Annotated in this window: 23 protein-coding genes and 1 tRNA gene; 13 read left to right on the top strand and 11 right to left on the bottom strand. The window is 32.0% G+C overall.

The window, feature by feature from the left end:
• Positions 1 to 12: 12 nt before the first annotated feature.
• From A5893_RS07020 to A5893_RS07010, 3 genes are all read right to left on the bottom strand, one after another.
• Positions 13 to 1,884 carry a beta-ketoacyl-ACP synthase III gene (locus A5893_RS07020; RefSeq protein ID WP_068821832.1) on the bottom strand — a complete coding sequence of 624 codons (1,872 nt, stop codon included), beginning with the start codon at positions 1,882 to 1,884 and terminating at the stop codon, positions 13 to 15.
• A gap of 5 nt (positions 1,885 to 1,889) precedes the next feature.
• Complete coding sequence (locus A5893_RS07015) at positions 1,890 to 2,606, bottom strand: sterol desaturase family protein (protein ID WP_068821831.1); 717 nt, start codon at positions 2,604 to 2,606, stop codon at positions 1,890 to 1,892.
• Positions 2,607 to 2,960: 354 nt separating this feature from the next.
• Positions 2,961 to 7,316: a T9SS type A sorting domain-containing protein gene (locus A5893_RS07010; RefSeq protein WP_068821830.1), complete on the bottom strand. Its 4,356-nt coding sequence runs from the start codon at positions 7,314 to 7,316 to the stop codon at positions 2,961 to 2,963.
• 152 nt (positions 7,317 to 7,468) lie between these two features.
• Here A5893_RS07010 and A5893_RS07005 point away from each other — a divergent pair, with 152 nt between their 5' ends.
• The 9 genes from A5893_RS07005 to A5893_RS06965 all read left to right on the top strand — a co-directional run bounded on the left by A5893_RS07005 (position 7,469) and on the right by A5893_RS06965 (position 15,948).
• Positions 7,469 to 9,499 (top strand): tetratricopeptide repeat-containing sensor histidine kinase, encoded by a 2,031-nt coding sequence (locus A5893_RS07005; protein ID WP_068821829.1) that lies wholly within the window; start codon positions 7,469 to 7,471, stop codon positions 9,497 to 9,499.
• Between the two features lie 38 nt (positions 9,500 to 9,537).
• Positions 9,538 to 10,176, top strand: a complete 639-nt coding sequence (locus A5893_RS07000; RefSeq protein ID WP_068821828.1) for a response regulator — start codon at positions 9,538 to 9,540, stop codon at positions 10,174 to 10,176.
• Between the two features lie 192 nt (positions 10,177 to 10,368).
• Positions 10,369 to 10,441: transfer RNA gene (locus tag A5893_RS06995), tRNA-Lys, on the top strand.
• Positions 10,442 to 10,611: 170 nt separating this feature from the next.
• A complete protein-coding gene (locus A5893_RS06990; RefSeq protein ID WP_068821827.1) occupies positions 10,612 to 11,418 on the top strand; it encodes a lysophospholipid acyltransferase family protein in 807 nt (268 codons plus the stop codon).
• 179 nt (positions 11,419 to 11,597) lie between these two features.
• The gene (locus A5893_RS06985) at positions 11,598 to 11,927 is read left to right on the top strand and encodes a hypothetical protein (RefSeq protein ID WP_068821826.1); all 330 of its coding nucleotides are present in this window, start codon (positions 11,598 to 11,600) and stop codon (positions 11,925 to 11,927) included.
• A gap of 37 nt (positions 11,928 to 11,964) precedes the next feature.
• Complete coding sequence (locus tag A5893_RS06980) at positions 11,965 to 14,280, top strand: TonB-dependent receptor (RefSeq protein ID WP_068821825.1); 2,316 nt, start codon at positions 11,965 to 11,967, stop codon at positions 14,278 to 14,280.
• A 35-nt stretch (positions 14,281 to 14,315) separates the two neighbouring features.
• A complete protein-coding gene (locus tag A5893_RS06975; RefSeq protein WP_082911362.1) occupies positions 14,316 to 14,843 on the top strand; it encodes a hypothetical protein in 528 nt (175 codons plus the stop codon).
• 454 nt (positions 14,844 to 15,297) lie between these two features.
• Positions 15,298 to 15,558 (top strand): hypothetical protein, encoded by a 261-nt coding sequence (locus A5893_RS06970; protein ID WP_068821824.1) that lies wholly within the window; start codon positions 15,298 to 15,300, stop codon positions 15,556 to 15,558.
• Positions 15,559 to 15,645: 87 nt separating this feature from the next.
• Entirely contained in the window at positions 15,646 to 15,948 is a 303-nt protein-coding gene (locus A5893_RS06965) for an FtsB family cell division protein (protein WP_068821823.1), read from the top strand.
• A 2-nt stretch (positions 15,949 to 15,950) separates the two neighbouring features.
• On the opposite strand, the gene A5893_RS06960 is transcribed toward A5893_RS06965, so the two are convergent.
• Entirely contained in the window at positions 15,951 to 16,607 is a 657-nt protein-coding gene (locus A5893_RS06960) for a protein-L-isoaspartate(D-aspartate) O-methyltransferase (RefSeq protein ID WP_068821822.1), read from the bottom strand.
• A gap of 95 nt (positions 16,608 to 16,702) precedes the next feature.
• Here A5893_RS06960 and A5893_RS06955 point away from each other — a divergent pair, with 95 nt between their 5' ends.
• Both A5893_RS06955 and A5893_RS06950 read left to right on the top strand, forming a co-directional pair.
• Entirely contained in the window at positions 16,703 to 18,070 is a 1,368-nt protein-coding gene (locus A5893_RS06955) for a sugar transferase (RefSeq protein WP_068821821.1), read from the top strand.
• Between the two features lie 23 nt (positions 18,071 to 18,093).
• Positions 18,094 to 18,771: a hypothetical protein gene (locus A5893_RS06950; protein ID WP_068821820.1), complete on the top strand. Its 678-nt coding sequence runs from the start codon at positions 18,094 to 18,096 to the stop codon at positions 18,769 to 18,771.
• Here the strand turns inward: A5893_RS06950 and priA are convergent.
• Positions 18,768 to 21,245 (bottom strand): replication restart helicase PriA, encoded by a 2,478-nt coding sequence (gene priA, locus A5893_RS06945; RefSeq protein WP_068821819.1) that lies wholly within the window; start codon positions 21,243 to 21,245, stop codon positions 18,768 to 18,770. The genes A5893_RS06950 and priA overlap by 4 nt on opposite strands.
• On the bottom strand, positions 21,246 to 21,629 hold the full coding sequence (locus A5893_RS06940) for a DUF423 domain-containing protein (RefSeq protein WP_068821818.1): 384 nt from the start codon (positions 21,627 to 21,629) through the stop codon (positions 21,246 to 21,248).
• A 97-nt stretch (positions 21,630 to 21,726) separates the two neighbouring features.
• Here A5893_RS06940 and A5893_RS06935 point away from each other — a divergent pair, with 97 nt between their 5' ends.
• Both A5893_RS06935 and A5893_RS06930 read left to right on the top strand, forming a co-directional pair.
• Entirely contained in the window at positions 21,727 to 23,337 is a 1,611-nt protein-coding gene (locus A5893_RS06935) for a hypothetical protein (protein WP_068821817.1), read from the top strand.
• 52 nt (positions 23,338 to 23,389) lie between these two features.
• Positions 23,390 to 24,853: a DUF5723 family protein gene (locus A5893_RS06930; RefSeq protein WP_068821816.1), complete on the top strand. Its 1,464-nt coding sequence runs from the start codon at positions 23,390 to 23,392 to the stop codon at positions 24,851 to 24,853.
• Here A5893_RS06930 and tsaB read toward each other — a convergent pair.
• The 5 genes from tsaB to mscL form a co-directional block, all read right to left on the bottom strand.
• Entirely contained in the window at positions 24,850 to 25,539 is a 690-nt protein-coding gene (gene tsaB, locus A5893_RS06925; protein WP_068821815.1) for a tRNA (adenosine(37)-N6)-threonylcarbamoyltransferase complex dimerization subunit type 1 TsaB, read from the bottom strand. The two genes, A5893_RS06930 and tsaB, sit on opposite strands and share 4 nt — an antisense overlap.
• A gap of 9 nt (positions 25,540 to 25,548) precedes the next feature.
• Positions 25,549 to 25,779: a membrane protein insertion efficiency factor YidD gene (gene yidD / locus A5893_RS06920; protein WP_068821814.1), complete on the bottom strand. Its 231-nt coding sequence runs from the start codon at positions 25,777 to 25,779 to the stop codon at positions 25,549 to 25,551.
• Between the two features lie 30 nt (positions 25,780 to 25,809).
• Positions 25,810 to 26,175, bottom strand: a complete 366-nt coding sequence (locus A5893_RS06915; protein WP_068821813.1) for a ribonuclease P protein component — start codon at positions 26,173 to 26,175, stop codon at positions 25,810 to 25,812.
• A 67-nt stretch (positions 26,176 to 26,242) separates the two neighbouring features.
• Positions 26,243 to 26,401: a 50S ribosomal protein L34 gene (gene rpmH / locus A5893_RS06910; protein WP_017258626.1), complete on the bottom strand. Its 159-nt coding sequence runs from the start codon at positions 26,399 to 26,401 to the stop codon at positions 26,243 to 26,245.
• Between the two features lie 100 nt (positions 26,402 to 26,501).
• Positions 26,502 to 26,897, bottom strand: coding sequence for a large conductance mechanosensitive channel protein MscL (mscL, locus tag A5893_RS06905; protein ID WP_068821812.1), 396 nt, complete (start codon positions 26,895 to 26,897; stop codon positions 26,502 to 26,504).
• Positions 26,898 to 26,999 lie beyond the last annotated feature (102 nt).

Below are 26,999 nucleotides of genomic sequence, written 5' to 3'. Positions count from 1 at the left end.
GCGATATTGTCCTTAAAAATTGTCTAATTCCTGTAATTGCAGCGTGTAAAGCTTGGCCACCACCTTCGCTGTCTTTACTATTTTTTCTGCCATTTCTTTGGTCAGCAATTCTGATTGGATGGCTTGCTCAAAACGTTCAAAATGATTATCGTTGCTATCACTGGATTCATGGTAGATAAAAAATGAAACCTGATCTTTATCTAAATTAAGCTGTTGCTGGATTGCTCTGCCCCACTTCCCAGAAACTCTGTTGCCTAATCCTTCAATGATAAACATGCCACCCAATAAATCGAAGGGGTTGGGCTGACTTGCCCGATGAAACATGTAGGCGCTGAGTGCTTCGCTTCCAATATTTTTATTACCTGTCAGAATTTCCTCTGACAATCCGCCACAATTAATATAGTTTTTCTCTAAAATCTGGTAATCTCTGTGTTCATCAGAAGAGTGTTTTATAAAAGCTGAACGAACCGGGAAATATTCCATACTTACGTTAGAAGCCGCTCTGGCTATCCATTGAGAACCATCAATTACTTGCTGACGTAGGTTGACCAACAAGCGTTTGTATTCTTCCAATGTCAAACTCCCGTTAAAGATTTTCTTCACAATTGGCACTTGTTGCAGACCGCGTTCGAAATCGAACCAAACCACAGAAAGCTGGCGCACCAACCATTCTTGGATTGGTTTATCCTGAACTCTGATTTCTGGAGGTTTAATTTCTGCGATATTCTCTGTGAATGCACTTCCGTTTTCTGGTCCTGTTACCGTAAGTAGCATATAACCAGTAATGAATCTGCCACTTTCGGGCACCATGCACAATACTTTTTGTCCAGCCTTTAGATTACCACTTTTAATTAAATCATCCAACATCACAAAAATAGAGGCTGAACCAATATTGCCGGTAGTATAAAGATTGGTAAACCATTTTTCTGCTGGTATTTCTACACCACCTTTTTTAAGCAATTCTACAATCTGAGGCCTAAAATGATGGGAAGAATAATGACAAACCAACCAATCAATTTCATCAGGATTGAACTGATTTTCATCCACCAATTCGAAAAAACGCTGAATACCCAGTTTCACGATATTATCAACTTGGCTCATATCCTGTTTCAGGTTTAGCGCCCCTGCAGCATTAGCTTGGCTGATGTTATCATAATCCAACCATGTTTTCCCAATTTCGCCAGCTTCTTTTTGCGTTCCGGTGTACATACACAATTCATGCGCATGTGCATAGGATTTTAAATCTACCCATTCTATCGCTAACGAAAGTTTTTGTCTACTCGGCTCATTTTGTAATAGCATAGCTCCTGCCCCATCGCTCAGCATCCAACGGAGAAAATCCGTTTCTAAAGGAAGCGCTGTTTCTCCATTTGCAAAAGCTTGCTGACCTTCAAAACGTTTTCCTTTAAACATTCTGCTGGGTAATTCTGCTGCACAGCAAACCGCATTGTTAACCGTGTTAGATTTTACCTGTAAATAGGCATTTTGTATAGCCATTAAACTTGCCGCACAAACACTTTGATGAGAGGCCAACCCACAGCGTCCAATTCCACTTTCTGCATGCACCATACTTGCAAAACCAGGTACAGGCAAATCGCTTTGGGTAGTTGCTGCACTTAACATTTCTACTTCACTAAAATCTAACGAACTAACATTGATACAGTTTCTTACAGCCAAAGCTGCCATTTCATAAGCTTTATGCGTGGTGTTTTGTTGACGGTCTAAAGCATAAAATCTAGTTTTTATTCCGTTTTTTCTTAGAAAAATTGCTCTTGTACGGGATGGAGTTTCGTTAATTAACCCTAAAAAATTTTCCATCTCGTCATTGTCAACCGGTTTATTTGGCAAATAACTACCTGTTGCCGTAATATAAACTTTAGTCATTTGTTCTACTTTGCTGTTGTTTTAAAAAGTTGATCTAGCCACGGTAATAAAAATCCTAAATTACCTTTTCCTCGCTTATGGTGCATGCTGTGGCGATATGAAAACTTAAGAATATGTTCTGGCTTGTTATTGCGAAACAAATCATAGTTGGAATGTCCCATTAGATTGATAATCAAACTCATTATCGGTAAAGAAAGTATTGCCCAAAGCTGAAAAGGAAAAATCAACAATGGAAAAAATATGACCGTACCCAATAAAAATGCTTCTAACCAGTGAAAACTAAACGTAGAAAACACAGTAGGTTCTTTTGATTGATGATGTACATGATGGATATTCTTCATCATGAATTTAGTATGTAAAAGAAAATGAACCAGGTAAAAATGAATTTCATTCCATAAAAAAAGAATAATGATTTGGGGTAAAAGCCACCAACTTAACGTTGTGCCAATATGAAACCAGCCATTTACAATTCCTTGTTGAATCAAGATACCCTGTAAACTAAAGATAAATATCGACCTCATAGATTGCAGAATTTCTTTTTTTTGTTGCCATGGATATAGAAAGTGATTATCTACTTGTACCAATTGTTTTTTGCGTTCGAAATACCGAAAAACAAGCTTAGCAGTAAGCGAGAATCCCCAATAAATAAGGTTAAAGAATAGGAACATGGCTATAAAAGCATGATACCAAGTTGCAAAAACGATTTCTGAAATAGCCTTCATTATTGTACAATGTATAAAAAATAAAATTTGCAATCCCTCCTTATTGAGCTTGATTTTTATATGATAGAAAGCTTAGAGTCTGAACTTACGGATATGAAAAAAATAACCCTTTCGAAATTAAATTGTTTATTAGATTTTGATTTAGTTAGCGTGTCTGCTATTGTATTTTAATATTTCTCATTATCCAATGCATCAAATAAATTAATAATAAACTGAGATTCCGTATTAAGATCGGATACTGAAGAGTCCGAAAAAATTTATTTAAGATTCAAAAAATAAACATCAAAAACAAAGAAAACCCTGCTTATTTAATAGATAAGCAGGGTTTTTAATTTTAGTTGAATACTGAAATAACTATTTCTTCATTACTTTTTCAACCACCATTCCATTTTTTGAAATCAACTTAACCAAATAGGTTGCTTTTGGTAACTCTCCTGTTAAAATAGCTATTTCGTTTAACCCTTTAACAACTTGGTAATTATGCTCTTTAATCATTCGCCCAGTTAAATCAATCAATTGAATTTTAATATTTTCCGATTCTGAGCTTTGATAATTTACCGTAAACCTATCTATAAAAGGATTCGGAGCTATTCTTACATCAGCTTTAGCCATTAAACCCTTAGTAGCTACACTTACCAAGTTGCTATATTTGAATTTCCCGTCAGCATCTATCATTTTTAAACGGTAATAATAAATAGTGTTATTCGTTAAATTGAAATCCTTGTAATCATAATTAATTAGTCCATTTGCTCCAATCCCATCAACCTTACCTATTTTTTCAAAAATTTTACCATCCACGCTTCTTTCTATTTCATAACCCGAAAAACTAATTTCGTGAGCTACCTGCCAATTAAGTTGCGCATATCTATCAATAATTTCGGCATTAAAGCGAATTAAATTAACAGGCAGTGTACCTGGATCTACATTTCCCAACACAAAGTCACCTAAAGTAGTAACTGCATCGCTACTCACCGTTTCCAAGGTTGCATTAGCACCAATATCAATCCAATTTACACCCTCATCTTTAACAATACGCAGGTTTGCTAAATCTGTAACTCCATCAGCAGTTTGATAATCTATAGTAACTGTCCCGTCAGAAAATCTTGAAGCACCACTAATGATATTTAATTTATGATACCATTGCTGATTAATTGAGTTGACGCCAATTGGCAATGTTCTGGAAGTTGGTACAGTTGGAAAAAGCTCAGCTTCATATTCTACAGAATTGTCAAAATCTGATTGGTTGGCTAATAATCCAATCTTTCTGTAAATGCCATTCTTTCCAACCGGAAATTGTAACGTATCTGAAGTAGGAAATGATTGTCGTCTTAATTTTCCATTAACATAGCTATTTGCTGAGCCACCTTTTAAAGATGATCCAAAACCCGATACCAATATGATGTAATTTCCATTTGATACATTTAAGAGTCCGTTTTGCAAATCTAACATCTTAGTAATTGATAAATTACCTGTTAAATTAACTCCATTAGGATTATTGACTTTTAACCTACTGATATTTGCACTCCCTAATGCAATAATGTTAGCTACCAATACATTAGGATTGACGACAACAGTATCAACATCGATACCTCCCGTAAGATTTAATGTTCCCATAAGAGCTATTTTACCATTTTGGGATTGATCTGATCTAATCTGTCCTCCCACATCTAAACCTCCATTTACAGAAAGATCGTAAGTTGTTCCGCCAGTATATATTAAAACACTTGCAGTAGCAGGTACTGTTAAAACACCCGCAGTTTCAACTATTGTTTGTCCTAAAGGAATAGTGGTATTTGTTGGCATTACTACAGCATGAGAAATACTAACCAAATCATCGCCTTTAAATGGCCTACGGGTTGCAGGAACATAATTTGCGGAAGCCGGAAGTTTACTTTCCCAAATAATAGGGTCGGTAAAAGAACCATTTGCTACAGATTTAAATTGCAATGGCTGTTCGCAGGTAATGCCTGCTAACCAACCCGAACTAGTTGAACTATTTGCTCTAAAAGTGATGGTAATAGCTCCATCAGCATTAGAAGCCATATACTCGCTTAAGCTGTTAGCAGAAAGCCTATCCAAGTTACCAATTAATGGTGCATTAACATCAGTGCCGTCATAAATTCTCATGCTCGAAAACTGCCCCAATATAATCGCATAAATACTTAATTTTAATTTAGCGCCAGCTGTTGCAGGAAAAAACGTTTTCGTAAAATTATCATTTCCATTATTCGGCCCAAAAGCATTTCCACTATCATAAAAATTAGTAGCACAAACGGTTTCTGGCGTATTGTTGTTCATTAAAATACCAGTCCCAAAAGATGTGGTAATATTTGCCGGGCTACTGCCACAAGCTGTTAAATTATTTCTATAATAGGCCGTATGATTTTCAGGATTTATCCCTCTAAAACCTTGTACAACGTAACCTAAACCTCCGTTAATCACAGTTCCATCTCCTATCCAATTAACGGTATGGTCTGAAAGGGCATCAATGGTTAGTGTTGTTTTAAATCCATTAGTATGGCTTAATACAACATCTCCTAAAATTACTGGCGTTGGTGGCAATCCTATTGATTTTACTTCTACTATTAAGCTGTCAGAAATTGCACATCCCCGATAATCAGTACCCCTAATTTTTACAACTGTTGTTACACTAGGATTTAGTGCTAAAGAAGTTACATTTGTTGTACTTCCATTAACTTCCCAAAGTAAATTATTAAAAATTCCACTTACTGCAGTTATTGTAATTGGCGTAAACGGACAAATTGGACCTTCAATAGATTTTGTGGTTTTAATACTATTTATAATTACATAGGTTAAACTATCGTTGCTTACTTCTGCATCATTTAATAGGTTGCTTTGTACCTGAAACCTATGACTTGCTCTTTGTGTAAAATCGTAATTTGGCAATACATCAACAGCAACACTTAAACCTGCCGCTAATGTTCCTGTATTTTTAACAACAGAAAATGGTGTACTTGTATTTGTAGTTTCATTTTTAATACTTCCGTTTACAGTTACTGGGTTGGCAACAAAATCATGAACAGAAGTAGAATAATTTCGCAATGAAACCGTAACCGGATTGGTACTGCTGTAGCTACAAGCTGGGTTGGTTACCGCAATAATACCTACATCAGCTAAATTATTTTCCTCCACTACTTTTAAAATAGGATGAAAAGGACTCCCTATAGTTTGCACAATAAAATTGCCTGAAAATCCATTATATATACGATTTAACACATTTGGACTTTGTAATGCAGCATTCCAGCCCATATTTACCGCTGTGTTCTGTCTGATTGAAATATAATAATCTCCTGTTACAGTAATGGGTGTGGTCAAATTAAAAATTGTTTCACCATCTGCGTTTGTAAAGCGAGCAGCACTGGTATGCAATACAGTTCCTGGGATATTGCCAACTCCATCATCATCCAAAATTTTTAAAGCTACGCTTACCAAATAGGTGCTGAAAGGGATTCTGATTTGTGAAATCCTTCTAGTACCTGTACCGTATTGTTTAATAGCTACCTCATTATTAGCTACACTATTAAACCCAATGGCTATTTGACTTTGTGAGTCAGGAAATATTTGAGCAAAACTATTAGTAACTAGTTGATTTTTAGTAACACTATTATTATCTATCCTTTCATCACCAGCAGTAGAAACTACAAATTGCACATTCTGACTGCCTATATTTGAAATATTATAATTTGAAAAGGCAACAACTTGATCTGCACCTGCTGCTAAAGTAGGAATATTGATAGTTTGGCTAAAAGTATTTGAACCCGTAATAGTCATGGTTACATCAATTGATGTCGCTGTGGTTGTACCTTCATTCTTTACCCTCACACTATTAAAATTTGATGCATTTGCAGTTTTGGCAACACTATAATCAACATAAGCTTTTGCAATGCCAACATCTAAAGTTTTTATTCCATAAAAAATAAAACCAAAACCAGTGGGTGGAGGCATGGTATTACGTATTGCCATTGATGAATTAAATATGGTGTGGGTTGCAGGATTAAAAAATTCGGTAAGATTAAATGGGTTAATACTACTGCTTCTTTTTGCCCCAATAAATGATGTGCTTGAAGCTTTTAAACCTACTTGTGCAAATTTACCAGCAATCCCATTTGTAGAAGGTAAAAAATTACCATATACAATTTGAATATCATTATTTGTCTCGAAAAGTTTGACTTGAAATTCTAGGTTTTCGAATTGGTTTAATGAGCTATTAGCTATATTGTCTTTCAAGTTTTTCCATTGGATAGTGGTTATTCTGTTTGGAGTTAATCCCTCTGTTAATACATGAAAAGTTGGCATGGCATTACCCTGAACCAAATCCATAAACAAAGCATATACTACATTTTGATAATTTAAATCTGTGGTAGTAAATGCTGAACCACTTTCTGTAACATTATCACTAAATAAACTTGAATGACTACCCGGGGCATCAGTTCCAAACCTTAATACACCATCAACATTAATCATACATTGAGTAAATGTTGTGCCGCTAAAATTGAAAGGAAAACCAATTTCAATTGGAGTAACTGAATTGCCGGAATTGAAATCTGACATGGTAATTACAGTACCTGTTGCGCTAATGTCCGTATAAATACTATTTATTTTACGAACATTTGTAAAGCTGTAATTTGATTGCGAATAGCTATTTAAGGCAATAATTAATGGCAAAATTAGAAGTAAGATTTTTTTCATAATACATTGATTTTAATGAGTATAAAATTCCACTTTAATATTCAGGTTTTATATTCCCAGAAATAGGTATTTATTTAACAGGTAAAATACCTGAATCCAGTTAGTTAAATTCTAAAAATGAATTACTATTTTCATACAAAAAATTATTATCCATGTTAAAAATATTTCATTTCAAAATTTGCATATCTATTTTTTCCAGCTTTTTGCTTTTATCATTTCAAACTAATGCGCAACAAGTAAATGTTGATAGTTTAAAAACAGTCATCCGAACCTCCAAGGTTGATAGCACAAAAATGCTGGCTATGCGCAAATTGGCATCTTATCAAATTCTTCATCAGGGTGAGGATGAGGAGGGATTGGCATTATTAAACAAAGCTGAAGCAATAGCCAGAAAAATAAATTTTCAGAAAGGAATTTGTGAGGTACTGTTAACAAAGGGCAATTACTATTTCAGAAAAAATGATTGGGCAAATTCCATAAAGTATTTTAGAGAATTAGAAAACCAAGCCCCTTCTATTCCTGATGAAACCTTAAAAAAATTGGTTAAAATGAAAGCATTAAATAATTTAGCGGGTATATATAGTAAAAACGCTGATTATACTACTGCCTTAGATTATTACTTTAAAAGCAGGGCTTTGTTAGAAAAAATGAAACCAGATGATAACGCCAAATGCATTATTTATGTTAACATAGCCAGTCATTACAGTATGCTTAAACAGCCTAAAAAAGCTGCGGAATATCTGGATTTATGCTATCCATTACTTAAATCATCTAAACCATACCTAACCTATTTGTATTGGTCGCAGCGGATGGATTTAGCACATGAAAAAGGAAATGCAAGCTTAGTAAAAGCTACAATAGATTCATTAGAAAACAACCTTTCAGATACTTCATTGAGTGACTATCAAAAAGATGATTACAAATTGGTGCTTTATGATATGAAAGCCCAATATGAACAAACATACTTAAAAAACATCCCTGCTGCATTAAATGCTTATCAGCAAAAGCTGAAATTAGCTTTAGATCTCAATAATAATGCGGAAATTTATCAAACCATGTGTCAACTTGGCGAAGTTTATAGTAAAAATAAACAGAATGCTATTGCTACAAAATATCTTCAAAATGCTTATCAAGGAGCTAAAAAAGATTCGATTAACCAGGTTGCTTACAGTGCCGCTAAACTACTAGGTCAAATTTATCAAAGTCAAAGCAGCTATGACAGTGCTTACTATTACACTCAGGCTGCTGCCGATTTGAATGAGAATATTACATCGCAACAAAACATGGAACAGCTTAATTTTTTAGAAGCGGGTTATCAAAATGAAAAGAAAGAAAAAACAATAGCACAGCTTAAACTTAGTGAGGCAGAGGCACAACTTACTGCGACCAAAAAAAATCGCTTATTATTGGCTGTTGGCATTTCGGCAGCAGCTTTAATTTTGGTTTTTGGTTTTGCATATAGAAATAACCACCAAAAAAGGATAATTGCCGAAAAAGATAAAGCGTTACAAAGCGAGCAAGTAAAGTTTTTAGAGAGACAACAGCAAGTAGTTTCGCTACAATCTATGCTTAACGGACAAGAAACAGAACGAACAAGGATTGCCAAAGACCTACATGATGGTTTGGGCGGATTATTTTCGACCATTAAAATGCAATTAAGTACCCTTAAACACGAAGAAAAAACTTTGGAGAATAATGAACTTTTCCAAAAAAGTTATGTGTTAGTTGATTCTGCCGCTGTGGAAGTCCGTAGAATTGCACATAATATGATGCCTGAGGTTTTAATTAAAATTGGATTGATCCCAGCCGTTCAAGAATTATGTAATAGTATAAATGCGGGGAAATTAATTGATGTTTCTATGCAACATTATGGAATGGAAGAGAGATTAAATCCATCGACAGAAATGATGTTGTTTCGCATTATTCAGGAACTATTAAACAACATTATCAAACATGCCTATGCCAGCAAAGCAATTATCCAATTTAACAGAGAAGATGAACGTTTGAGTATAACCGTAGAAGACAATGGCCGTGGCTTTGATATGAGCGACAATAATCTAAATACCGCCGGATTGGAATCGGTAAGAAGCAGGGTAAATTATTTAAAAGGTAAATTAGCTATAGATTCTGAACAAGAAATTGGCACTACCGTACTAATGGATTTTTTGTTAAATAAACAGTAATTTGCTTTCGTTAACAAAATCTATTTAACATATATTATATGATTACCCTGCTTATTATAGATGATCATCCTTTAGTTGGTGATGGGATTGCCAATATGATTAGTGGCGAAGCTAACCTTAAAGTTATTGGTATTTGCAGAACAGCAAATGCGGCTCTAGAAACTTTAAAAAATGTTGAACCATCCGTTATTTTATTAGATATTAGTTTGCCCGATATTAATGGATTAGAACTTTGTACAATTATTAGAGCTGAAAATAGTTTTTCAAAAATTATCGCCCTTACTTCTACCAATGAAGCGGGAATTATTAGCCAGTTTTTAGCCCGAGGCGGAAACGGTTATTTACTCAAAAACATGGAACGAGATGAATTACTTTGTGCAATTAACGAGGTGATGGACAATAAACTTTTTTTGAGCAAAGATGCAAACCAAAAAATTTTGGAGCAATTTAACTCTGTAAATCAAGCTTTAAAAAACACCCCCGTTTTAACAAGGAGAGAAAAGGAAATTCTACAGCTTTTGCATAATGGATTAAATGGCCCGCATATTGCAGAAAAACTATTTTTGAGTACTCATACCGTAGAAACTCACCGCAAAAACCTGATGCAGAAATTAAGCGCCAATAGCACACAATTATTGTTAAAGAACGCAAAAGAATTAAAGCTGATTTTGGATTAATGCCAACACAAAATTTTAAAAACAATATGTTTGTTAGGAAAGAAAATTGAACATATAAATTCAAAAATTGGATAAATAACTAGGTTTAAAAAAAAACGGAATTGTGAGGGTTTACAATGCTTTAATTAAATTATTTAAAAGAATTGGGCAAAAGATTTTAATTTCTATATTTGCCCCTCTTTATACAAAAACGATTCCTTAGCTCAGCTGGTAGAGCATTACACTTTTAATGTAGTGGTCCTGGGTTCGAATCCCAGAGGGATCACTAGATTTGTTAACCGTAAATTTATTTTTTTTAAGTTTACGGTTTTTTTGTGTCTGATAAAAAACCCTTTAAAACTCACCATATAAAATATTTCTCAGCTAACAAAAATAATTTAAGGATTAACAAGATTATAACAGTCGCAGAGTATATTAGCGAAATACATTTACCAAATGGCAATTATTTGTAAAGAAGATTTTAAAGCGGCAACGGGTACAAAAAGATTCCCAAGTTTGGCAAGTTTTTTAATGAAGGCGATGAAAATTAACGCCCTAAATAATATGTTGAGCGATGCAAAAGAATTAAAAGGACTAGAATTTGTAAAATTTGTTTTCCGCTATTTGAATATCAAAACTGAAGTAGATTCAACAGAATTAAAAAATATCCCCAAAACTGGTGCTTTTATCATAGTTGCTAATCACCCGTATGGAGCTGTAGAATCTTTGGCTTTGTTAGAGCTTTTGGTAACTCAAAGGCCCGATACGTTATTTATGGGTAATTTCCTTCTAAAAAAGATACCTCATTTGGCAGATCAAATTATTGCTGTTAATCCTTTTGAAAAAATAAAAGATAGTTCTAGCATCACCGGTTTAAAAACAACTTTGAGCAAATTAAAATCCGGTACTCCAGTAGCTATTTTTCCTGCCGGTGAAGTTTCTGCTTTTGACTTCCGTACATTAAAGGTTATCGATAGAAAATGGCATCAAGTGGTGGGTAAATTGATTGCAAAAGCTGGAGTACCTGTATTACCAGTGTATTTTCATGGACATAACAGATTTGTTTTTAGCTTATTGCGTTACGTTCATCCTTCGCTACAAACGGCAATGCTACCTTCCGAACTTTTTAATAAAAAAAACAAGACCCTTAAAATCAGTATTGGTAAATTACAGGGGACTGATGATTTGCCAATAACATTTAAAGACCCTCAATTTTTGGATTTTTTGCGTAAAAAAACCTATCAGTTGGCACATTTATCATAGAAAAAACAATTAATCTAAAACAATTTTTTTCTATTTATTAATTGCTCGATTACATTTATAAATAAAAGCTGAGGATGATTAATTGTTGATTTACTTCATTTATTGAAGTTTTTACATTAACTCGTTATTTTTGTTACAGCATTATTTAATTAATGATATTTAATTGATAATTTTACAGAGTGAGGATTTTAAAGAATAAGAAATTAAGAAATGGAGGGTTAGCATTTATATTGCTAGGTCTAGTTTTCGCATCTGTTCCGTTTTTTCAAATTTTCCATAATCACGCTTATTCTAACGATACCACCAAAGTTGCTCATATTAAAGATTACGAATCTAATTGTTGTAATCCAATTAAAATACAAAGCCATTTTAACGGTATTTTATTCCCTCAAGAAATTAAAATAAAGTTATCTTTTGTTGATACCTACAGCTTTACTTTCTACAATTATTCTTTCAAGAATTCCATCAGCTTTAATAATAAAGCTCCCCCTTTAAACCAGATAGTATAAATTTCTTTAACTATTAAGTTTCATTAAAATTTCTATTATGCTTTTTTTTAAACACTATTGGTGTTTGGCAATTTTTATATTGCTAAATATCAGTAATTTATATTCACAAGAATGTAATTCTATTATTTTTGGCTCCATCAAAGATGCCAATACAAAAGAAGTATTGCCAGGTGCCAGCATCAAATTATTTGATGCAAAAAAACAAACCATTACTGAGGTAGATGGGCATTTCCATTTGGATAATCTTTGTAATCAAATTTACAGTGTCGAAGTTTCTTTTATTGGCTATAACTCAAAAATTGTTAAAGTTAGTGTGCGAGGGAAAACAGAACTTAACGTTAACCTTTTAGCAGATGAAAAAGCACTTAACGAAGTTGTAGTTAAAACAGAAAAAGTCAAAGAAACTTCCATTCAAACCCGTTCTGTTTTAAGTGGCGTAGATTTAGAGCAAACAAAAGGTTTGAGTTTAGGGGAAGCTTTAAAAAAGATTCCTGGATTAAGTTCCTTACAAACTGGTCCATCTATTTCTAAACCGGCAATTCACGGGATGCACTCTAACCGTGTACTTATTTACAATGCTGGCGTAAGGCAAGAAGGGCAACAATGGGGAGCAGAACATGCACCAGAAATTGACCCATTAATCGCCAACCAAATTATTGTTTTAAAAGGAGCATCTGCGGTAGTTTATGGTTCTGATGCCATTGCTGGAGTTATTTTGGTAGAACCGAGCGAATTAAATTATGGAACTGGCATTAAAGGGGATATAAATTTAATTGGTGGCACCAATAACGGACAAGGTTTATTAAATTTTAATATAGAAAATGCAGGGTTAAAATCTGATAATTGGAGTTACAGAGCTTATTTTACTTCTCAAATTGCTGGCAATTCTAAAACCCCAAATTATTATCTTAAAAATACTGGTTACAATCAAATAAATGGTGCATTTATTTTAGGATACAAAAAAGGCAAGTTTAATACAGAACTCTATGCTAGTAGCTTTAATACAAAATTAGGGATTTTTACAGGTTCTCAGATTGGAAGTACGGAAGATTTACAAAATTCTATCGACGGTATTCGTATGGTTCCAAAAGCAGATTTTAGTTATAATATTGAAAGGCCGTACCAATCTGTTAGCCATAATATTATTAAACTAAAGAGTTTCTATAGTTTAAATCTGAATAATAAACTTGCCTTTCAATATAGTTTTCAGCAAAATAACAGGGAAGAGTTTGATCAAGTTAGAGGTGCTGCAGATAAAAGCTATCAACTTCGTTTTGAGTTATCTACCCATAATCTCGATTTACATCTAGAGCATAAAATTGGTAAATATATTTCTGGTAAAATAGGAACGAACACTATTTATCAGCAAAACTTTTACGATGGTAGGTTTTTGGTTCCATTCTTTAACAGCATAGCTCCAGGAGTTTATGCAATTGAAAAATATACCAACAACAAATTTCAGATTGAAGCTGGATTAAGATACGATTATAAATATATGAAAGCCCGTTTGAGAGAAAACCCAAGGGTGCAAACTTCTCCAGAAATTAGACCAGAATTTAATTTTAGTCAGTTTTCTGCAACCTTAGGTACAAACTATCAACTATCAAGTGATTTATTGGCAAACGCAACCATCAGCAAAGGTTGGAGACCTCCATCAATTAATGAACTATTTAGTTTTGGTACCCATCAAGGTAGCGGCACATTTGAGATTGGAGACAAAAACCTAACCCAAGAAAGTGCCTATAACTTTGCGACTGGAATTAAAAAAGAACAAGGTCTTTTCACTTTTGATGTAAGCGCTTACTATAATTTGATGAACAATTACATCTATCTAAAGCCAGGAAAAGAATTGGTGCTTACCATCCGCGGGGCGTACCCATCATTTAATTATGTACAGGTTGATGCCCGTTTCTCTGGTATTGATTTATCTGCCGCAGCACCATTGGTTAAAAATACAAGGTTGTTAGCAAAATACTCTACTGTTAGGGCTTATGATAGAAATACCGGCAAACATTTAGAATTTATCCCTTCGGATAAATACAGCTTAGATGCCATTTGGAATATCCCCGGTAAGGGAAAAATTAGAGAAACCAGTTTAGATTTTGGCGTTTCACATACGGCAAGGCAAAACAGGGTATCACAAACCCAAGATTATTCGCCGACTCCAGCAGCGTATACTTTATTTTCTTTTGATGCTAGAACTAATTTTTATATCAATAAAAAACCCATCGGCCTTAGCCTAACCGCCTTAAATATTACCAATAAAGTTTACAGAGATTACCTAAACAGATTTAGGTATTACGCTGATGATGTAGGTAGAAATTTTATTTTAAGAATACAAATACCCATTTAAAACAATTAACATAAATAATAACAATTAAATTAAAAATGATGTACAAAAACAAATTAAAATTTTTGATTCTTGCAGTAGCTGTAGGAACAATGACCTTTCAAGGATGTAAAAAAGACGATTTACCTGATGTGGACGACAATGAATTAATTACCACTATCAGACTAAAATTTGTTAACAATGCAAATTCTAACGACATCAAATTGGTTACTTGGAAAGATTTAGACGGAGATGGTGGTAAAGCCCCAGTTATTGATGTGTTAGCGTTAAAGCCAAGTTCTGTTTACTCTGTAAGTGTAGATGCCTTATTAGACGAATCTAAAACACCGATATTAGACGTAAGAGCAGATGTTTTAGCAGAAAATTTTGACCATCTTTTCGTTTATGCTCCTTCTACAGGGCTTAATCTAACTTTTAGCAATTTCGATAAAGACAAGAACAACCTTGCCGTTGGCTTAACCGCTACCGGTACAACTGCTGCTGCAAGTTCTGGAACTTTAAAAATTACTTTAAGGCACCAGCTGGTACAAAAAATGGAAGCTTTGCACCAGGAAGTACAGATTTAGAAGCAATTTTCCCTACTACCATTCAATAAAAATTTAGTGCTGGTTAGGGCTCGTCGCTCTTTTTATAGGGTGGCGAGTTTTTTACTTGATATAAAGCGATTCTTAAATATCAATAAAATTAATGCAACATAGTTGCAATTTTAAAAATGAAAAAGAATACCCTAAAATTTTAGCGCTGATCACGTTATCAGCATATTTTCTTCGTGTAAAAAAGATAATGATATATCTGCCGGTGTAGAGATAAAGGAAAATAAATATGAGATGTTATTATTTAGTGATGCAAACACAAACCAAATCACGTTATTAAATGCGGTTAATGGAGAGATTCAAACTTTGATGCAAAAAATCCAAAAGCGGTACTTTATTTATTTCAAAAAAAAACTGAAACTACGCTTTCGTCTTTCTATTTTTGGAGTAGTTTTTGAAATATCAATACCAACATAAATTAAGAAAAATGAAAATCTCTTCAAAATCAATCGCTTCTAAATTTAGTTTAACTGCATTTGCTTTAGTTTTGATGCAAACATTAAGCTTTGCGGCTGATAAAGTACCCGATGTTTACGTATCTAGGTCAGCTGTTAGCCATTTATCCGGACAACAATTATTAGATACCACTTGGTTTTGGATATTAATTACGATTGTAGTATTGGTTTTTATAACTGCATATTTTGCAGCAGGTACAGCAAAAAAAACTGGTCAACCTCATTTATTATAAGTAAATCAAGATAAAACAGGATTAATTGTTTATAAGTGTATAAAAAAAGGAATGATTGAAAATTTGTATTTTTATTTTTAAATCAATATGAAAAATTTGCTCAATCTACTTAGAAATAAATTTTTCCTTTCGGGGATAGCTTTTTTAGTGTGGATGTTTTTTTTCGATAGAAATGATGCTGCTTCCCAATATGAGTATAGAAATAAAGTAAATAAACTAGAAGAGGAAAAAGATTTTTATAACAAAGAGATCGCAAAAGCCGATAAGGAACTAAAAGAATTGACCACCAATGTGCAAAGTTTAGAAAAATTTGCCCGTGAGCGTTATCTGATGAAAAAAGAAAACGAAGATATTTTTGTGGTGGTTGATAATAAAAAAGAAGATCAATAATTTTACCAGGCCTGGTCTCCAAGTAAGGGTACAAATCTAAAAGTATCCAATACTATTTTATCAAAATCATTCTCGCTCACCCTAATTACCGTTACCATTTTTTGTTCTTTTTCATCCCCCACGGGGATCACCAAAATGCCTCCAATCTTAAGCTGTTTTAAAAGAATTTGCGGCACCAATGGCGCTCCTGCAGTAACTATTATTTTATCGTAAGGTGCATGTTCTGCAATTCCTTTAGACCCATCTCCTAAAAAAAACTTTGCTTTATAACCGATATGGGGTAATACCTTTAAAGTACGTTCGTATAATTTCTGTTGCCTTTCTATAGTAAAAACTTTAGCGCCCAGCTCTAACAAAACACAAGTTTGGTAACCGCAGCCCGTACCAATCTCTAAAACCTTATCGCCATTTTTAATGTGTAAAAGTTCGCTTTGATAAGCAACTGTGTAAGGATTAGAGATGGTTTGTCCCTCACCAATAGGAAAAGCTTTGTCTAAATAGGCTTGCGCCCAAAAAGTCTCATCAAAAAAATAATGCCTTTTTACCCTGCCTACCGCAGCTAAAACATTTTCATCGGTAATACCTTTAAGTTGTAATTCCTTTACAAGTTTTTTTCTTGCACCCTTTTCTCTATAATTATCTACAAACTTATAAGCCATTGCTCAAAAATATAATCTAAGAATTAATTATTAGCTTATTTCTTAGCTTTGCACAAAATTAAACAACTTAGTACTGATAAACAGCTACTTTATTTATGCCTAAGAAGATTACCTTATTATTTATTACCTGTAATTTTACTGGCTTAATATTTTTCTCATTTACTTTAAAAGCGGCCAATATTGTAAATCAGTTTTCTATCATAAACTTTATAGGTTTAATATTATTCTTTTTATTACTCTACGAATTTCTTGGACATTATGAAAAACCTTTAAGAAAATCCAGATATAAAGAGTTTATAGCTGTTTTAAATTTATCGGTAGTTTTATCAATAGCTTATATAATCTTAGAAAGTTTATACTATCAAGGTCAATCAAATCAAGAGCTTATAACAGCCGCTATTAAAATTGCATTTTATCATTTTATGATAATCTATTCTGTTAGATTAATTACCCTAACCATTTTAAAGAGACTATTGCAAAACAATGTTCTAGGCTTTAAAACTATAATAATTGGTAACAACACAAAAGCTTTCCAGCTCTATCAAGAAATACAAAGTCAAAAAAAATCTTTAGGTTTTCAAATCTTGGGCTTCATTGTTTTAGACAAAGAGAAACTTCCTTCAAAAATTGATAACCAATTATATCTTGGTGAACTAAACCAGCTTGACATAATTATTCAAAACCACCAAATTGAAGAAGTGATCATCGCTATAGAAACTTCACAACATCATCAACTTAAATCAATTTTAGATGATTTAGAAAATACTGATGTGTTTATAAATATCATCCCAGATATGTTTGATGTGGTATCGGGTTTTGTTAAAGTGAATTATCTTTTTGCATTACCATTAATAAGTTTAAATCGTGATTATATGCCTTTTTGGCAAAGAACCATCAAGAAAATTTTTGATTATGTTTTCAGCCTTTTTGTATTGATTATATTAAGTCCTTTATTTATTTTGATAGCCATCTTAATAAAGACAACATCCAAAGGCCCCATATTTTATATTCAAGAAAGAATTGGTAAAAAAGGGGTGCCTTTCCATATTTTAAAATTTAGAACGATGGTTGTTGATGCAGAGAAGGACGGCCCACAGTTATCATATAATAATGATAATAGATTGATAAGAATTGGTAGTTTTTTAAGAAAGTTAAGATTGGATGAATTACCCCAATTTCTTAATGTTTTAAAAGGAGAAATGTCTGTAGTTGGGCCAAGACCAGAAAGGGCATTTTATATAAATCAGATAAAGAAAATTGCGCCTCATTATTCATATTTACAAAAAGTTTTGCCTGGCATAACATCTTGGGGCCAAGTTAAATATGGATATGCAGAGAATATAGAACAAATGATTAAACGTTTGACATTTGACATCATATACATAGAGCATAGATCCTTAGCTTTAGATTTCAAGATTATGTTTTATACATTTATTATTATTTTTGAAGGAAGAGGAAAATAAAGCATACTTTTGCAGTACACACAATGAAAAAAACCTTACTATTAATAACGCTTTTAGCAATTTCTAAAATCACTTTTTGTCAATCTCAAAGTGATTTCAATTATTCTATTGGGATAAGCGCTTTAACCATACAAGAATATCCAAAGCTTTTAAATGAAGTGCGTAATGGAAATATTTTCTACACTTCTGGCTTTAACGGAATTACTGCTAAAGTAAATGATAACCAAATTAGTTACCGTTTCCAGGTTTCAAATGTAAAAGAAGATAACTACTCTTTTAAAAATGAATGTGAAAATTGTGAGGTTGTTATAGGAGATTATAAATCCTTTGATTTGAAAATGGGGTTTGAACGTAGTTTAATCTATAGTAAAATACAACCTTTTTACGGTATTGATCTTGGCTATAAAAGAGCAAATTTTGATGGTAAATCTAATAATGCTAATAATAACACGTTTTTATATAATGCTAATATAGAAAAGAACGGAGGTTTAATTTATCCTTTCTTAGGCGTTAAATATAATGTGATCCCTGCTATTACCATCAGTGCAGAAACAGGTATTGATTTTATTTATACCCATGATAAGGAAATAAAATCTGACAATACAAATGCTCCCACTTCTGTAAATAACTTTAGTAGGTGGCAATTTAATACCAAACCATTAGGCTTATTAAGTTTACAATTTAATTTTGGACGAGATTAATAAGGATCTACATCAACTATAACAAAAGTTCCTTTATTTGTTTTATTAGCTAAAAAATCACTAACCTGCTGTTTAAGCAGGTTTTTTATTTTAGTAATAGATTGATGTTTATAATCAATTTTTAAGGTTACGGTTTGTATATAATAATTACGAACCCTACCCACTAAAGGAGAATGTGGTCCTAAAACCATTTCTCCTAAATGTGATTTAATATGCTTAGCAAAATCTTCTGAAATAGCTAAAAGCTTCCCTAAATCTTTATGCTTGATATTAATTTGAATGATTTTATAAAACGGAGGATATTTAAATTGCTTTCTTTCGATTAATTCTTCACGATACATTCCCTCATAATCGTTATTTACAACCTGTTGGATTACCCTATGTTTAACATCATAAGTTTGTATGATAACTTTTCCTTGCTTAGTTCTTCTCCCTGCCCTACCTGCAACCTGAGATAACATTTGGAAACTTCTCTCATAAGCCCTAAAATCAGGAAATTGAATGATACTATCTGCGTTAATAATTCCTATTAAAGTAATATTATCAAAATCCAACCCTTTTGCTACCATTTGTGTGCCTACTAAAACATCTATTTTACGTTCCTCAAAATCATTTAAAATAATTTGGTGTGCATTTTTATTGCGAGTAGTATCATAATCCATTCTGGCAATTTTCACATCTGGAAGGATCACCTTTAAATCATCTTCTATTTTCTCTGTCCCTAAGCCTTTGTAAGAAATATGTTTAGAACCGCAAGCGGGGCATTCTGTAATGTTATCCTCTTTATAACCGCAATAATGACAATGCAATTTACCCGATGCCTTGTGGTAAGTAAGGCTCACATCGCAATTGATACATTTTGGAGTGTTACCACAAGTCTGGCAAATTAAAACGGGGACATAACCTCTTCTATTTTGAAAAAGAATAGCCTGTTCCTTATTTTCTAATGTTTGGTTTAATTTATCTAATAAAATACTGGTAAAATTTTCTTTTATCAATTTCCTGTTTCGCTCTTCAGAAATACTCACGACCTCAATTTCAGGAAGTTTAACACCACCAAATCTTGTGGTCAACTTCACTAATCCATATTTACCACTTAGGGCGTTAAAATAAGTTTCTAATGAAGGTGTTGCAGAACCTAATAACACTTTTGATTGCATCATTCCGCCTAAAACGATGGCTAAATCTCTTGCATTATATCTTGGTGCGGGCTCAAATTGTTTAAAACTTGCTTCATGCTCTTCATCAACAATGATGAAACCTAAATTATTAAACGGTAAAAATATTGCTGATCTGGCACCTAAAACTATGTTGACTTCCTTTTTTAAAACTTTCTGCCAAACCTCTGCCCTTTCATTGTCATTAAATTTACTGTGATAAACAATAATTTTATCGCCAAAATAAACCTTAAGGCGATCAATCATTTGACCGGTGAGTGCAATTTCTGGCAATAGATATAAAACTTGTTTATCTAAAGCAAGATATTCCTCAATTAACCGGATGTAAAGTTGGGTTTTACCCGATGAGGTTACGCCATGTAATAAAACAACTTGCTTTTCTTCAAAATCAGATTGGATTTCTTTTAGAGCACTATCTTGCTCTGCATTTAAAATAAAATCGGTTTCTAAAACATCTTCTGATGAGGAGAACCTACTCACAACTTTATTAGACTGAACAAAAATATCTTTATCAATTAAAGCCTTTATTATAGCCGAACTCACTCCTGCATCCTCAATAATTGCATTCTTTTTAACTTCACCTTTTTCTTTTTGAAGTTTAAGATATGCTAATAAAGCATCAGCCTGTTTGGGCGCTTTCTCTAATATTTCAAAAAGATGTTTTAAATTTTCCTTATCATCATAAAAAGAATTTAGTTTGATAGTTGCTACCTTTTTAGGGACAAACTTTTCGGCAATATCTTCTAAAATAAAAATGATTTTTTTTTGGAGTAGATCTTTTAGAATTGGAAAAACCGCTTTTTGATTTAGTATTTTAGTAATCTCTGTAATACTAAGTTCGTTCCTAATTTCTAAGGCATCTAAAATTAAAAACTCCTTTTCGGTTAATAAGCTCCTATCAAATTCTGAGGTGTTACTTAAAACTATCCTAGTCTCACTTGCTAATTTTAAGGCTGTTGGCAATGCTGCCGCCATCACTTCGCCAATGGTACACAAATAATAATCGGCAATCCATTGCCAAAAATTTAATTGCGTTGCAGTAACTATTGCTTCATCATCTAAAATATCCAACAAATATTTTGCTTCATATTTAGATGGTGCAAGATTAGAAATGGAACAGATAATTGCAGTATAAAGCTTGCTTTTTCCAAACTGTACAACCGCCCTTTTACCAATTGATAAATTATCGTTTAAATCTTGAGGAACTCTATAAGTATAAGTTTGCGGAATTGCTAAGGGTAAAATAACCTCTACAAAAAAAGTTTTTCTGTTATCACCTCCATCAAAATCTATCATTTATTTATCTTTAACAGCAGCTAAAAGTAAACTTAACCATCCTAAAATAAAGAATAAACCGCCTATAGGAGTTATTGGACCGAGCAAACTTGAATTTAAATTTAAAATAGAATTTATTGATAATAAATACAATGATCCACTAAAAAAAATGATACCTACAACAAAACACCATGCAGAAAAATTAATGATATTATTCTTAAACCTCCCAAAAGTAGATAAAAATAATAGGGCAAAAACATGATAAAAATGATACTGAACCGCTGTATGCCATGTTTCTAATTGACTTTCAGTAATAATTTTCTTTAAACTATGGGCTCCAAATGCTCCTAAAATTACTGCTAAAGCTCCAAATATTGCAGCCGCCATAATTATCCTTTTATTCATGTTTTTGTGTTTGATGGTTGCGCTAATTTAAGAAAGATGAATCCAATTTCGAGCCTTCAATGCAAAAATCTATTTTTGTAACTCAGGATTTTGTGAAATGAAGAAGATTATAATAATTGTTAGCTTACTTTTTTTAGGGATAATTGGCGTTACATGGCTCTACTTTAAGAACTTATCCTCATCAGAGTATTCTAATGAGAAAATTTTTAGTCTTGTCCCAAATGATGCTTCAATTGTATTTGAATATAAAAATGAAACGACTTTTTATGACATCTTTAAAGATTTTAACCTTTTTAGTGATATCCTGGGAAAAGAAACCATTTCTCATCTAAATGCAGTAAAACAAATTTTTGTTGATAATCAAAATCTGTCGCCGGCGTTTATTGGAAGCGATGTTTATTTTGCATTAGACCAGACTGAAAAAAATAATGCTCAGCTTTTATTATTGGCAAATCTAGCTAAAAATATAGATGCCGAAAATGATGTTTTAAGCATATTAAAAAGTAAATATAAAATTAACGTTAGCAATTATAAGGATGAAAAGATTTATAAGATTGCTTTTAGTAACCAATCAAAATTTAGGTTTTTTGTACATAAATCCATTTTTGTAGGAAGTTTTGACTCCTTATTATTGAATAAAAGCATCAATTTATTGACTGGCAAAAATATTGAGAATCAATTTAAAATTGATAATAACAGTGTTCGTAATAAAAATTCAATTGCTAATCTATATCTCAATTTTGATAAATTACCTGATTTTTTCAATAACTTTTCAAACAGAAAAAATCCAGAAGAAACATTTAATTTAAAAAATATAAAAGCCACAGCTTCATTAAATATCAATTATCAGAGCAATGCCTTTATGTTTAGTGGCATTACAAACCCACAGTTGGGCAATAATAATTATTTCAATCTCTTTTTATCTCAACAACCTGGCGCAAATACTTTAATAAATATTATTCCTTTTGATGTTGCTTCTTATAGTTTTTATTTTACATCTAATTATAGAAGCTTTAAAACAAAATTGCAGCAATTGCAGATTGAACAGAAAAAATGGGATAAACTTAAAAATCAATTAGACATCGTTTCAAAGAATCATGCAGTTAATCTTGATAAAGAATTAATCCCTGTTATTGGTAAAGAATTTGGGGTTTTTCAACTGGCTTCCGGAGATAAAATTGGTATTGTAAAAACCAGCAATACCAATAGATTAAGATTTTTATTATCAACAATCAGTTCAGAAATAAATGAAAATATACGTCATTTTGATGATTCTTATCTTTTAGAAGCCTACTTTGGACAACCGTTTGAAAATTTTAGAAGGCCTTATTTTGCATTTATAGAAAATCATTTAGTTTTTGCAAATAATACCACTGCGTTAAACAGGTTTTTAGAAAATTATAAAAATCAAAAATTTTTAAGCAGAACTGATAAACACCTAGATTTTCAACAATATTTATCCAACCAGGGAAACATTTTTTTCTTTGTACATAACAGTAATTCAAAAGCATTAATTAGATCTTTTTTAAGCGGAACATCTTACAATGATTTTAAAAGTGATAATTTTAATTGGAAAGATATTTATGGCTTTGCAATACAGTTTAGTGCAGATAAGGATAAATTTTTTACAAATATGTATATGAATAAAATGCCCTTATCAAATATTAAATTACCAAGCGTAGATAGCCTATTATTAGATAACAATTAGTTTTAAGAATTTATTCGGTTAACTTACGTTCAAGGTTTACTAAATTTAAGATATGAAAAAATGTTTATTATTAATTTTCATCATATTTTCTGTTTTTAAAATCTCAGCACAAAATTTCTCTTTAAATCATTCCGGCACTTTATATGATTCTTTTGAAAACCCTGTAGAACAAAGTTTTCAAAAAGATTTCAGCAGAAAATATGCAATAACCATTTTGCCCTCTTTATTTATGTTTGGGAATTTTGAAGGAGAAGCCCAAACTGCATTTAAAAAATATGCATTTACAAGAGTTTTTGGAGCATCGAGTTTTAGCGATTTCAGCAAAAAAAACAATTTAATTTATGATGCAAGTTTATACCTTTTCAGTTTTAAAATTTTTAAAACAACCAATTATAATAGGGAAATAGGTATATCCTTAAAATTTAAGGATGAAGGAAATATTAATATCAGTAACGGAACTTTCGCCTTATTAGATGATTTTTCAAATTTTAAACAAACTAATTATTCTAATATTTTAAACTCAGAAGGCATAAATCAATCTTACTGGCAGCTAGCATTAAATTATCGTGAAAATTACAATGAACGCTGGGGTTTTGGTGCAAAAATCTCTTTGTTAAATGGTTCATTATATAACAAATTAGACATCAATTCCTCAAAACTAACTATTGATAGTGACACAAGTTATACCGCTGGGTTACAAGGACAATACAAATCTAGTTTCGGTACAGATAATCTCTCATATTCTAAACTTCTTCCTAATCTTAAGAACTTTGGTACTGCAATTAGCGCTGGCGCATCTTACACCTCTAAAAATGGTATTTATTTAAGTTTAAATATCAGAGATTTAGGATTTATACACTGGAGCAAAAAAAGTTCGGTTTATAATTTTGATGACAATTTTACTGTTAATGGAGCTAATAGGTTAGGTGCAAATAATAGATTTTTCTCAAGCTTTGAAAAGATTTTAAATGTCTCTCAGAGCAATGAAAATTTTTATAGTTTAATTGATACCAAAACAACTTTTACTGCATCAAAGGATTTTGATTTTTACCAATCTACTTTTGTATTTAATAAAAGTACTTTTAATAAAGCCGGACAAATTGCTTTGGTTAATAATTTTAAGAAAAATGCCTTTAACATTAGTATTAATCCTGTTTACGATTTAGTTTCAGACTGGAATTTAGGTTCTCAGTTTATGATTAAATCACCTAATGCAGAATTTTATATTGGTTCTGATCAAGTTTTCCCTACCTATTATTTCTCAAAAGGTTTTATCACAAAAAACGAAAATATTGGGAATGGAAACCCAAGACTTTCCTTTTTTATTGGTTTAAACATGAAATTTGGGAAAAAGATGCAAGACATTGGTAATGCAGATGAAATACCAGGTTTAAACGATAAAGAAACAGGATTTGTAAGCAGATTAAGTCCTAGGGAATTAAGACGAGCTCAAAAACAGAATAGAGCTATAGAAAAGAGAGCAAGAAAATCAGATAAGAGAAATAGAAAGAATTAATTAGATTTTTTACCTGCAACAAAGTCTTTTAAATAAAAAGGCTCGAAATAAGCAACATCAACAAAATCTTTATTCTTAAATTTTTCTAATGCTAAAAATGTTAAATCATCAGCATTGCATAAATAATCATCAATAACTCTCGCATTTAAATTTAAGCCTAACACATCTTCGCATTTAGCGGCACCATCACCAAAAAAGTAGATTTTATTATCATGCAATAAATCATTAAAACTTTCCTGATCAATTATTTTAGCTGCCGTTTCTTCTATAATATTTAAATGATTATCAAAAATAGAATAATAAACTTCCATCCTTCTAGCATCAATCATTGGACAAAATAAAGTGTTGGCATTAACCGAAAAGCACTTTTGCTTAAAACCTGCAGCCATCGCTTCTAAAGAATTAATTGCTATTAATGGTTTATCTAATGCATAACATAATCCTTTTGCTGTAGAAACGCCAATTCGCAAACCAGTATAAGAGCCAGGTCCCATACTTACTGCAATGGCATCTAAATCTTTGTATGCTTTACCGCTCTGCTTTAAAATATCATCAATAAATAAAGTGATATGACTTGCATGAATGTTTTTCTCTGTTTTTTGAATGGTTCCCAAAACATTTCCATCTTTCGCCAAGGCAACAGAGCAGGTTTGTGTAGCAGTTTCTATTTGGAGTATTAAAGGCATTGTAAATAATTAAGGAACTGGATCATGACCGTGTTTACCCCAGGGATGGCATCTTCCAATTCGTTTTAAAGTTAACCATCCTCCTTTAAATGCACCATGCTTTTTTATGGCTTCTACTCCATATTGCGAACATGTAGGAGTAAATCTACAAGAAGAGCCTAATAAAGGGGATATCAAAAATTGATATATTTTTATGATAAGCAAAAAAATAAAACCAAAAATCTTATTTAGAATCTGCATTAGTTTTTAAAATCTCTATAAGTTGATCAATCATAGACACCATTTTTTTTGGATAAAAGCATAATCCAAAATTTCTTTACCTACGTAATTTAAACCTAGTATCAGATTAAAATTACTATCAATTAAATATGGATAAAGTTTCAGATTTTTATTTAAACGATATGCTTCTTTCATCCTCCTTTTCAAAAGATTTCTGTCAACGCTGTGGTTAAACCTTTTTTTAGGAACACCAATTACAATTTGTACAGGAAATAGACCTAAAGCAGACTTTGAGAATTGCCAGGTAACACGGTAAGGATATAATAAAAAAGAAGAACCATTATTAAAAAGAGTTGCAAGCAACTTTTTATTACATAATCGTTCTTCTTTCTTGAAACTGTTTATCTTATATGCCATTAAACCGATGTCTTAATATAAACGCCGGAATTATTTACCAAATAATGGTAATTAACAGCATATAAAATTATGCTTTATGACGACGCTCGTCAGAAACTGTTAGTCTTTTTCTGCCTTTTGCTCTTCTAGAAGCCAAAACTCTTCTACCATTTGCAGTAGACATTCTTTCTCTAAAACCATGTTTATTTCTTCTTTTTCTTTGAGAAGGCTGGAATGTTCTTTTCATGATGCTATATTGTAAATCTGTCTTTTAAAACAAGAATGCAAATATAGGCTTGTTTTTTTAAAATAGCAATCTTATTTTAAAAAAATAATATAGCCCAATTTTAGTTTTTTATACTGTTATTTTTAAGAAGATCTCTAATTTCAGTTAATAACACTTCCTCTTTAGAAATAGCTGCAGGTGCGGCTGGTGTTGCTATCTCTTTCTTTTTTAAAGCTGTAATTCCTTTGATAACTAAAAATAAAACCAATGCTATAATTATAAAACTAATAACAGCAGATAAAAAGCTACCATATTTTACATTACCCATCATCGTTAAATCTTCTATATTTTTGAGATTTGCAGCATCTAATGCCGGTTGTAAAATTAATGGTGTGATGATATCCGCAACAAACGAAGTAATAATTTTTCCAAATGCAGCACCTATTATTACTGCAACAGCTAAATCAACTACATTTCCTTTAACTGCAAAATCTTTAAAATCTCTAACAAAAGCCATAATATTTATTTTAAATACAAATATATTAATTGAAGTTAAAATAGAAATAATATCAGAAAATAATTGTAACCTTTAATAAACGAAGTGGTTTGATATTTGTTA

It is taken from the genome of Pedobacter psychrophilus, from assembly GCF_001652725.1.
Lineage (GTDB): Bacteria > Bacteroidota > Bacteroidia > Sphingobacteriales > Sphingobacteriaceae > Pseudopedobacter > Pseudopedobacter psychrophilus.
This window is presented reverse-complemented; position numbering and strand designations above follow the sequence as displayed.